Annotated in this window: 4 protein-coding genes and 2 pseudogenes; 5 read left to right on the top strand and 1 reads right to left on the bottom strand. The window is 66.8% G+C overall.

What is annotated here, in order from left to right:
- Nucleotides 1-2: 2 nt before the first annotated feature.
- Nucleotides 3-1,070, top strand: a pseudogene (locus SAM23877_RS42105) (IS630 family transposase).
- Between the two features lie 2,060 nt (nucleotides 1,071-3,130).
- On the opposite strand, the pseudogene SAM23877_RS42100 reads toward SAM23877_RS42105, so the two are convergent.
- A pseudogene (locus tag SAM23877_RS42100) lies at nucleotides 3,131-3,293 on the bottom strand (LacI family transcriptional regulator); the annotation flags it as partial.
- 559 nt (nucleotides 3,294-3,852) lie between these two features.
- Between SAM23877_RS42100 and SAM23877_RS19135 the strand changes: the two are divergent.
- From SAM23877_RS19135 to SAM23877_RS19120, 4 genes are all read left to right on the top strand, one after another.
- Complete coding sequence (locus SAM23877_RS19135; RefSeq protein WP_053134596.1) at nucleotides 3,853-5,328, top strand: ATP-binding protein; 1,476 nt, start codon at nucleotides 3,853-3,855, stop codon at nucleotides 5,326-5,328.
- Nucleotides 5,329-5,397: 69 nt separating this feature from the next.
- A complete protein-coding gene (locus SAM23877_RS19130; RefSeq protein ID WP_053134594.1) occupies nucleotides 5,398-8,169 on the top strand; it encodes a Z1 domain-containing protein in 2,772 nt (923 codons plus the stop codon).
- Nucleotides 8,166-9,176 carry a PD-(D/E)XK motif protein gene (locus SAM23877_RS19125; protein WP_053134591.1) on the top strand — a complete coding sequence of 337 codons (1,011 nt, stop codon included), beginning with the start codon at nucleotides 8,166-8,168 and terminating at the stop codon, nucleotides 9,174-9,176. Before SAM23877_RS19130 ends, SAM23877_RS19125 begins: the two co-directional genes overlap by 4 nt.
- Nucleotides 9,169-11,178 (top strand): AIPR family protein, encoded by a 2,010-nt coding sequence (locus SAM23877_RS19120; RefSeq protein ID WP_053134589.1) that lies wholly within the window; start codon nucleotides 9,169-9,171, stop codon nucleotides 11,176-11,178. Before SAM23877_RS19125 ends, SAM23877_RS19120 begins: the two co-directional genes overlap by 8 nt.
- Nucleotides 11,179-11,181 lie beyond the last annotated feature (3 nt).

Genomic DNA, 11,181 nt, shown 5'->3' with positions numbered 1-11,181 from the left:
GCATGCGGTATCCACAAGGGGGCGGGCTGACCCCCGAACGACAGCATTCTCGCGAGGAGTTACGGCTCCAGGCGGCCGAGGGGTTCGCCCGGGGTAAGGCGAGTTCGGTGATCGCCAAGGACCTGCGGGTCAGTGTCCGGTCGGTGCAGCGATGGCGGCGGACGTGGGACGAGGGCGGTCCGCGGGCTCTGAGGTCGCAGGGACCCGCGTCGTTGCCGAGGCTGAGTGAGAAGCAGTTCGCGCAGTTGGAAGCGGAGCTGGCCAGGGGCCGGCCGCGCACGGCTGGGAGGACCAGCGCTGGACCCTGAGCCGTGTGAAGACCGTGATCGGCCGGCGCTTCCACCTGACCTACACGATCCAGGGCGTGCGCAAGCTCCTGATCCGCAACGGCTGGTCCTGCCAGGTCCCGGCCCGACGCGCCATGGAGCGCAACGACGACGCGGTTGCCGGGTGGGTCAAGGAGGTGTGGCCCTGCGCGGAAGACTCGCGGCGGCCCGTGGAGCCTGGCTCGTGTTCGAGGACGAAGCCGGATTCTCCATGACGCCGCCGCAGGCGAAGACCTGGTCACAGCGCGGACGGACCCCTGTGGTGCGGGTCCGCGGCCGCTCCCGCAGGCGGATATCCATCGCCGCGCTGACCTGCTACAACCCGGCCACCGCTCGAGGCTGATCTACCGGCCGCGCCGGGACGAGGGGCAGCGCGACGGACGCAAGAGCTTCTCCTGGCGCGACTACCGGGACCTGCTGACCGCCGCCCACCAGCAACTCGGCGGCCCGATCGTCCTCGTCTGGGACAACCTCAACGTCCACAAAGCCGCCGACCTGCGGGAATGGGCGGAAGCCCGGGACTGGTTGACCATCTACTACCTGCCGCCCTACGCACCCGACCTCAACCCCGTTGAAGGGATCTGGTCCCTCCTGCGACGCGGCTGGCTCTCCAACGTCGCCTTCTCCACTCCCGAACACCTTGTCCAGCGCATCCGACACGGACTGCGGCACATCCAGTACCGCAGCCACCTCATAGACGGCTGCCTCGCCGAGACCGGCCTGACCATCAGACCCGCCGCCTGACGGGCGCGGACGATGGTGGAGTCGGATCTGGACAGCAGTCGATGTCGCCGGCCGCGTCGGCGTGGGGCCTGATGTGCTACGCATCAGTGGCAGTACGACCGAGACGATCACCCTGGACTCCGTGGCCATTACCGCCCGATCTCCGGCTGCTCCAAACTCGGCACGGCATGTCCTTGCCGTGGTGTAGGCGGATCAGTCGTCCGACTCGCCGGGTAGGACAGTGACATATGACCGGTCCACGTTGACGATTGCAGTCGGGTCCGGGGAACGGGGAGTGACCGAGGAATTGACCGCGTTCGTCATACGCGATGGGCCACTGCGGCGATCTCGGAGTCGGTCACGGTCTGGAAATCGATATGCGGGGGGGGGGGGAGAGATTCTTCAGGCATTTGAGTCGGCGATCAGGCGCGCCACGCGGGGTGCGGGACCGGTGAGGGCCAGGTCGGCGGAACTCGCGGTCCCGCCTGCGGGCCATCTCACCGGCAGGCTTGCACACAACTTCCGCGCCTTCCGGGAGTCTTGCCTCGTGAATGCTGATGAGACCAGTGCGAGGAGGACAACCCGGGTGGACCGGGAGATGGGGACTCATTCAGAGGGTCCGCAGGTGGTTTGGCGGTCGTGCGGCTCTGATGGCGGTCGGGCGCGACGGCGCGGCCGACACAGGCCCGGTGGACGCGCCCGTGGCGCTTCTCACGTGAACGTCGCATCGGCGCCGGTAGTGGGCTTGCCCGGTGATCCGTTGGGGGGCGCGAAGGCCCACAGATAGCCAGCGTGGTTGGGCCGGTCGTTCTTCCACCCTCCGCCGGATGTGCTCGACTTCTTGCCGGAAGGCCATGGTGATGAGTGGAAGAGCCGGCGAAGCCTTCAGGCCGCGGGCGTCGGCAAAGCGCTTCGACCGTCGCGCGACGGCACCTTCTACGACCCCGAACCCGCCCCGTCAGGTTGACCAAAACCCATAGGGGCACCCCCCGGGCGGAGGGCGCCGGGCACCCGCAGGCATCTTCCCGGCGGGTCCTGCCCAGGCAGCGCAGGACACAGTACGGGTGGCACCCTCGCACTGCCACGCGAGAAGAGCCACCGCCGATGACGACAAACCTGGGTGAGGCTGGCAGAAGCGGTACCGGCGGTGAGCAATGGCTCAAGACCTGGGATCGGCCTCGGGAGAGGTGCCTCGCGGAATGTCGAACGCCCAAGCTACCTGCCGCAGCGGTCGATACTCTCAACCGACCTGCAACCCTCCACGGTACTTATGGAACCAGCGCCGGTAGCCTATGTTGCCGTGTCGTGCAGAGACGCGTCTCGACACTGCCCGTAGGCCCCCACCAACCGGCCCAGGAGCCGGGCGAAACCCGAGGCCATCTATCATCCCCTTCGCCCCGCGCGTCGCCGCGCCTGAACCCGCCCAGGGCCCCTCCCTCGCCCCCAGACGTGACGCACCTGCCGGAAGCCAGCGCAGCGCCGCGACGCCGTAAACCGGTTCCGCCCGAAGCATCAGCTCCGCGGTGCCGACTGCCCGTGCCGAGCTGGGTGCCGCCCAGGCGCCTGCTTAGCGGCCCCGAAGCGCATCGAAATGACCCGCCACGTCCATGACGCGGGTCGTAAGCTGCGGGCCATGGGGTGGGGGAAGACGGGGCAACCCGCATCGGCCGGCGGCGCAACCGCGAACGATGGAGTGCGAACCGGCTGCGGCCGCCGCTGTGCGCGGGCCACCTGCCGCTGGTGTGGCTGGCGTGGTGGTTCGCCGATGGAGTCGGGCGGGACGACTACGACCAGGGGCGCGGCCCGCCTACCGGCATCTTCTGTGTGCTACCTGGTCCTCCGTTGCTTGCCTAACCTCCACGCGACCGTGCCAGAATCATGGGCCCGCGGGTCGCGACTCTGGCCCAGCTGCCCGGCCCCCGCACCGCCCGCAGACGGAATGGTCCTGGCCCATCTGGCCGGATCCCGCGCTGATCGCACGGTCGTGGCGGCGCTGCGGTCATCGGTTTGGGACGGGCCGGTCACCGACACCTTCCCGTGGTTCGCCGGCGGCGCGACATCACGAGTTCAACCTCAGTAATACCGTCGATGTGGCCCATGCGCTCATCCATGAGGACCTTCTCGGTGCCGAGGTCCTCCATCACGGTCTGATGAGGGTGGCGGAGGCCGTGGGGTGTGAGGCTCTTGACGATCGGGAGCCAACACAGCCCGGTCGCTGGCGCCGCGTCGTCGGGCGCAGAGACCGCCCTCCGCCCGGTGAAATCGCAATCCGCCAAGCCGTAGCGGCTGACCTAGACGCCACCTGCTGGCAATCGACGGTCGAAAGAGCAGGTGCGGGCCCGGCCGACTTGCCGATCTCATCCGGGCGTGCCTAGCTCCTGCAGCAACGGTGGCGTCCGGGTCGCCGATCAGGCCGGGCCCAACGTCAACGCGTCCGAGGTCCAACCAGAAGGCTGGCCCCACTCCCGAGCGGGCCCTACAGCTCGCCCACAGCGACCGAGCAGTTGGCATCTGTGCTCGCCGAATGCCTCGGCCAGTTTGACCGCGAATGACGGTAGTGGCTGCGGGGCGATGGCGGTCACCATGTCTCTGTCACCGCGAAGACTGGAGATCCACAGAACACCGGATGATTGATCCCGCGCCTCTACTAACATCGACCTTGGGCGGGCGTTTGCCGGATGCATAAACTGGCGACGCGGAGGGGGCACCTCCTTGATTTCGCGGTGTTCCTTCGGTTCATGTGGATCATGAGTCAGCCGCACAGTGAGAGGGCCCATATCGGGGAAGCAGGCTGGAACCACCCATGACGTACGACATCGCGGCCCCCGAACCCGCGGGCATGGTGGCTTCGCTCAGCTCCCTGGGGTACTCGCTGCCGGCTGCCGTCGCGGATCTCGTCGACAACAGCATCGCGGCTGACGCCCGGAACATCGACGTCGAGTTCACCTGGGCGGGACGGGACTCATGGATCGCAGTCGTCGATGACGGCAGGGGCATGAGCGCCCAGGAACTTGTCACGGCAATGACCGTGGCGGCTCGCGGACCCGCGACGTCACGCTCCTCCACTGACCTGGGCCGTTTCGGCGTGGGGCTGAAGTCCGCCTCGTTCTCGCAGTCGCGGCAACTCTCCGTGGCCACAGCGACCGATGGGGTGTGGCACGTACGGACCTGGGACCTCGATGTCGTTGAGGAGTCCGGTGAGTGGAGGCTCCTCCACGGAGCCGACGTCGACACAACTACCGTGTTGGACAGGCTTCGGAGCGGCACGGCCCACGGGACGATCGTGCTCTGGCGGCGGCTCAACGGCTACAACGGCAGTGACGTTCGCGAGGACGACGAGCGCACCCAGAAGCAGTTCTACGCCGAGTCGGCCCGCACGGAGTCGCACCTCGGAATGGTCTTCGCCCGGTTCCTCACCGGGAGCCGGCGCCGGAGCCTGCGTGTGTCCGGAACCCTGGTAGAACCGTGGGATCCGTTCATGGGCAACCACCCTTCTGTCCAGCGGCTCCCAACCGAGGAACTGCCTCTCGGCGGCAGCTCTGTGAGGGTCGAGGCGTTCATCCTCCCCAGCGCCCACCGGCTCACCCCGGAGGAGTACGGCATGGCCGCAGGGCCACAGGGGTGGCTCGACCAGCAGGGCTTCTATGTCTACCGCCGCAACCGCCTGATCCTGGCCGGCGACTGGCTGGGGCAGAGAGGTATGCGTCGCGAGGAGAAGTACAACCTGGCGCGCATCGCCGTCGACATCCCTGCCGAGACGGACGTCGAATGGGGCGTCGACGTGAGGAAGTCCAGCGTCGTCCCGCCCGTGGGTCTACGTCCACACCTCCACCGCATCGCACGTCAGGCCCGGGCGAGGGCCGCAGACGTACTGCGGCACCGCGGACAGGTCGCTGCACGTACCCACGGTGATCCCCTGTCGTACGCGTGGAACGTGCGCCGACCGGATGGCAGGATCACGTGCAGGATCAACCGCAGCCATCCACTGGTCCAGGCCGCTCTGCGGCCCGGCGGTAACAGCACTGCGGACGTACGCGCGTTGATCCGGCTTCTGGAGGAGACGGTGCCCGTCGCCGCCCTCCGGGTGATGCATGAGACGGACACAAGCGATGACCCGGAACCGTTCGGTGGTCCAGGACCCGCTGACGAGGCGGCAACCGAGGTAGCAGAGCGCATCTACGAATCACTCGTCTCGGGCGGCCGATCGCCCGCCGCCGCGCGCGAGAGGTTGCGAACCATGCCTCCCTTCGACCAACTGCAGGGCTTCTGGAGCGGATGAGCCCTGAGCCGTTGTCAGTGGCCGCCCCTACTCTGCTCGATACCGTCTACATCCCGCTGGAGGTTCCACGTGAGCGCCGTTCCCGACGAACCCATGGCCAAGGCCACGCGCCTGGTTCTCGGATTCCTGCCACAGGACCGTCAGCCGAAGCCGGATGAGGTGCAGAACGCGGTAAACGCCATCTTCGGGATGCTGGCCGCGCAGGGGGAGGACCTTGACCGGGACCAGCTGGCCAAGGAGATCGAGGCCATGACCGCCGTGTTCCAGGAGCGGTCGCTGGCCCTCGTGGACCCCAAGGGGCACGAACCCTGGCTGCCCGAGGCGAAGAACGACCGTGCCTGGGACTTCTGGGAGCGCTACCGGCGATACCTCGAAGACGTCGTGAACCTTCCGCCGTGGGTCGTCAGGCGGCTGGACCAGAGCTCGGACGAGGTACTGAGCCAGCTGGAGGATCCTCGCCGTTCCGGCCCCTGGCGTCGCCAGGGTCTCGTGATCGGCCAGGTGCAGTCGGGCAAGACCGGTCAGTACATCGGGCTCGCCGCGAAGGCCGTGGACGCGGGATACCGGTTCATCGTGGTCCTCGCCGGCATCCACAACGACCTCCGGAGCCAGACACAGCTCCGGATTGACGAAGGGCTCCTGGGATTCGACACCCAGCACCAGAACCGATCGAACGAGGACGGCCGTTCACGTGCTATCGGTGCGGGAGCCATGCCCCTCGCCAAGAAGCTCGACATCGCGTCGCCGACCAGTAGCGCGGAGAAGGGGGACTTCGGCCTCGCGACCGCCAAGGCCATCAACTTCCCCCTCGGCAGTTTCCCCGTCGTCCTCGTCGTCAAGAAGCATTACAAGATTCTCGAATACCTGCGCAACTGGGTGATAGACGTCCACGGCACCGAGGACGAGAACGGCGAGAAGGTCGTGAAGGACCTCCCTCTGTTCGTCATTGACGACGAGGCCGACAACGCCTCGATCAACACGGTCCGTGACCCCGAGGCAGATCCGACCAAGACCAACGCCGCGATCCGCAAGCTCATGAAGAGTTTCGACAAGGCCGCGTATGTCGGGTACACGGCCACCCCCTTCGCCAACATCTACATAGACCCGGACGTGGACCACGACGTCGCCGGGGAGGATCTCTTCCCCGCCAGCTTCATCCGCAGTCTTCCCTCGCCGTCGAACTACCTCGGTCCCGAGCGGGTCTTCGGGCTCCAGGTCGACGACGAGGATGAGGAGGACGTGCAACCGCTGCCGCTCGTGCGCCATGTGGACGACGCGGACACCTGGCTCCCCACCAGGCACAAGTCCGGTGACATTCCTGGCGACAGGCTCCCGCAGTCCCTGCGTGACGCGATCTTCTCGTTCGTGCTTGCCTGTGCCGCCCGCCGGGCGAGAGGGCAGACGAAGGTCCACAACTCGATGCTGGTGCACGTCACCCGCTTCACCGCGGTGCAGAGCCTCGTCCGCGACCAGGTCGACGACCACCTGCGGCTCATCGTTGACATGATCCGAGACCGGTACGGAAAGGGCCCCGAGCTCCGTGCCGAACTCCAGGCTCTCTGGGAGCGGGACTTCGTTCCCACCACGGACGAGTTCCCTGCTGACGAGATGCAGCGCCTGACCTGGGAACAGGTCTCCGAACAGCTCCTTCCTGCCCTGAGGAAGATCCAGGTCAAGACGGTGAACGGCACCTCCAAGGATGCGCTCGACTACTACGAGAACCGGAGGAACGGCCTGTCCGTGATCGCCATCGGGGGACAGAAGCTCTCCCGTGGCCTCACCCTGGACGGGCTGACCGTCAGCTATTACCTGCGCGTGTCGAAGACGTACGACACCCTCCTCCAGATGGGCCGGTGGTTCGGGTACCGCCCCGGCTACGAGGACGTGTGCCGTCTGTACACCACGCCCGCGCTTGAGGACGCCTACGTGGAGGTCACCGCTGCGACCGACGAACTCCGCAGGGAGGTCGAGGAGATGGCGGCGCTCAGCCTCACTCCGAAGGAGTTCGGTCTGAAGGTCCGTTCCTCCTCGCTGGGGCTCACCGTGACCGCGGCCAACAAGATGCGGCAGAGCGCGAAGATCCTTCTCAGCTACTCGGGGGAGGGACCGGAGACAGTGATCTTCAAGCTCGCGGACAGGACCCTCGAGAACAACTTCAAGGCCCTCGAAACCCTTGTCCGTCGGCTGGACGACGTTGCGGAACTCGTGCCCGGGGTCTCAGGGGCCAACGTGCGGTGGGGAGGGGTGCCCCCTGAGGTCGTCTCCGAGTTCCTCACCTCCTATGAAACCGACCGCATGGCTCAGCGGGTTCGGCCGAGGCTCATCGCCAAGTACGTGGAGCAGTGCGCCAAGGTGGGTGAGCTGGGCAACTGGACCGTGTGCCTGGTCAGTAGCACGACGTCGAAGTCGCCACGAGACATCGCCGGGTACCCTGTCGGCCTCGTGACCCGCAAGGCGCTCAACGACGGCTTCAGGGCCGAGGGAAGGTACACGATTCGCCGGGTACTCAGCCCGCCGGACGAACTGATCGGTCTCGACAGGCCACAGGAGGACGCGGCACGAAAGGCCGCGAAGAAGGAGGCGGAGCAGAAGGAGAAGGCGTCGGCTCCGAAGACGCCGGCGGGCCCGCACATCCGGCGGCAGCGGCGGACCGACCAGGGCCTCCTGCTGATCTACCCCATCGAGCTGCCGCAGGCCGCCGCCGGTGAGTCGACGACACCCCTCGTCGGCTTCCAGGTGAGCTTCCCGCACTCCGACTACCAGTCCAAGACCGAGTACATCGCCAACACCGTCTGGCTCCAGGAGGACATCTACACCATCGCCGAGGAGGACGAGGCATGACCGTCACCGAGGACGAGTGGCGTGAACTGGAGAGTCCCCAGGACGCCCCGGGGCGGTCCAGCCTCCGTCTGCACCCGGAGTCCCCGCTCGACATCTTCCTCTCCGTCTCCCACCCTGGTCGTCAGCGCATGTTGGTGTTAAGGGCGGACGCTCGCTCCGCCGACCCGATCGTGCGGACGGTGGGTCGACTCCCCAAGGCAGCCGGGATCGAGATGAACCTGAGTGCCGTGTCCCGGGTTGAGTACGAACTCCAGGTGATCCTGACGGCGGACGGGCTTCGCGAGGTGTTCAACCCGCTCGTCACCGACGTCGCCGAGACCGCCAAGTCCGCTCCGGCCGCCGCGGAGGCCCTGGCAGCCGCCGTGGACAGGTTCGAGAGGTGGCAGGACCTCCTGCGTGCTGTCAGCAGGGACGGGCTGAGCGCCGAGTCTCGTCGTGGACTCTACGGCGAACTCCTGGTATTGGGAGACGTCCTCCTGGCCTCTCTGGGCCAGTCCGAGGCGGTCGAGGCGTGGACCGGTCCCACGGGGACCAACCAGGACTTCCAGCTGTCCGGACTGGCCATCGAGACCAAGGCCAGTGTCGCGAAGCGGCCCCGGAGCATACGGATCGCCAGCGAGAGACAGCTGGACGGAACCGGGACGCCCGCGCTGCTCCTCGCACTCGCGAATCTCGACGAGCGACGGGGTGGATCGGGAGAGAGCCTGAACATGAGGGTGGAGGACATACGGCAGCAGCTCACGAGTCCCGCCACTCGGGCCCGGTTCGACGGTCGACTCGTCCAGGTCGGTTACCTCCCCGGGCACCATGACCTCTACGAAGAACCCCGGTACACCCTCCGCGAGCTTCGGTTCTGGCATGTACGGGAAGGCTTTCCCAGGCTGGTCGAGTCGGACCTGCCCGAGGGCGTCGGTGACTGCACGTACCACGTGAGTACCTCGGGTCTGGATGCGTATCGCGCCACGGCCGACGAGGTGAAGGAACTGATCGGGGGGTCCCATGGCTGAGTTCGACCTGGCCGAGTTCTCGCGGAGCCTCGTCGCCGACGTGCAAGCGACTGCTGACGCCGAGGGGACGACCACCCCGGAGGCGTTCACACGCCGGGTCTTCGAGGACCTAGAGCAGGCCGGCGTCGTGTCCAACACCTTCACCGCCTACCACAAGATGCATGGCCACGAGGTGCACGGTTACGGCATCGGAGAGTCGGGCGAGTCCCTGGACCTCTTCGTGACGGACTTCCAGCTGGAACCACTGGAGTCCAAGCTCACGAAGTCACAGACCGAGACGTCCTTCAGGCGGCTTCTGGCATTCGTTCAGCGTTGCCGGGAGGGGCTGCAGCAGCACATCGACGAGTCGTTCGACGTGTACGACATGTGCGCCGCGGTCGAGAAGGCCCTCACCGAGGTGCAGCGGATCAGGCTCTTCCTGCTCAGCAACAGGGTGGGCACCGCTACCGAGTTGCCGGCCTCGGATTTCGACGGCCTCCCGGTGACCCACGAGGTGTGGGACCTGGCACGGCAGCACCGCCATGCGACGTCGGGCTCTCTCGGCGAGCCCATCATGGTGCCTTTCAGCCCTCCGCTGCCCTGTGTCTCCGCCCCGAGCTCGGAAGAGGACCACTCTGTGGTCCTGGCGGTCATACCCGGTGAGATGCTCGCCGAGCTGTACGCCGAGTACGGCACCCGGCTCCTCGAACTCAACGTTCGTTCTTTCCTCCAGGCCCGAGGCTCGGTCAACCGGGGTATCCGGGAGACCCTGCTGAACGCACCGGGCAGGTTCCTGGCCTACAACAACGGGATCACCGCGACCGCGTCGCAGGTGGATTTCGTGAGAGGCCCGGATGGCGAGCCCACCCACATCTCCGGAGTGCACGGCCTTCAGATCGTGAACGGCGGCCAGACGACTGCCTCGCTCCACTACGCGCTGAGCCGCGACAAGGCCGACCTGTCCCACGTCCGGGTCCAGATGAAACTGACGGAGGTGGCGCCCGAGCGGCTCGCGGAGATTGTTCCCAAGATCTCGGAGTACTCCAACACGCAGAACCGGGTGACCCAGGTCGACTTCAGCTCCAACCACGACTACCACGTGGACCTGCAGCGGATCACCCGCTCCCTGTGGGCTCCCGCGACGGACGGCAGTGGTCAGGAGACCCACTGGTTCTACGAGCGTGCGCGCGGCCAGTACACGGACGAGCTGGCGAAGGCCCGCACCCCTGCCAGACAACGGCAGTTCAAGAAGCTGAACCCGACAAAGCAGAAGTTCACCAAGGCGGATCTCGCCAAGTTCGTCCACTCGTGGGACCAACTGCCCTACCACGTGAGCCGCGGGGCACAGAAGAACTTCATCGAGTTCATGTTCAACGTCGACAAAGCACCGCCCCGCGTCGACATCCAGTACTGCCAGCGGGTGATCGCAATGGCCATCCTGTTCAAGGCGGTGGACCGGATAGCCGCCATCCATGGAGCAGGCAGCCACAAAAGCATGATCACCACGTACACCGTGGCTCGTCTGTCCTCGGCAACGGACCGCCGGATCGATCTCGACCGGATCTGGCGAGAGCAGGACCTCTCACCGGTGCTGGAGGCCGCGATCCACGACCTGTGCCCCCGCGTCATGCGCGCGGTGACCACTCCGCTTGAGGGCAACCACGTGGGCGAGTGGGCCAAGAAGGCGGCGTGCTGGGACGCCGTGTCCAGGGTGCCCTGGACGACCCCCCGAGCCCTGACGGCGGAGCTGCTCGACCACCCGCTGGACGAGGCGGCACTCGCCGGCGGTACCGGTGCTGAGGAGGGAGCAGGTGAAGAGGCCGCTCTGATCCCTGCCGACGAGTGGTACGCGATCGAGCGCTGGGCCAAGGAAACCCGCAACCTCGAACCCTGGCAGCGGCAGCTGGCGCAGTTCGTCGGAAGGCGCCTCGAACTGGAGCAGGAGGTTCCAGAGACGCAGGCCGTTCAGGCCCTGCACGCCCGTAACGAGGCGCTACGGCTGGGGTTCACCCCCGAACCATAGCCA

The sequence above is a fragment of the Streptomyces ambofaciens ATCC 23877 genome (assembly GCF_001267885.1).
Lineage (GTDB): Bacteria > Actinomycetota > Actinomycetes > Streptomycetales > Streptomycetaceae > Streptomyces > Streptomyces ambofaciens.
This window is presented reverse-complemented; position numbering and strand designations above follow the sequence as displayed.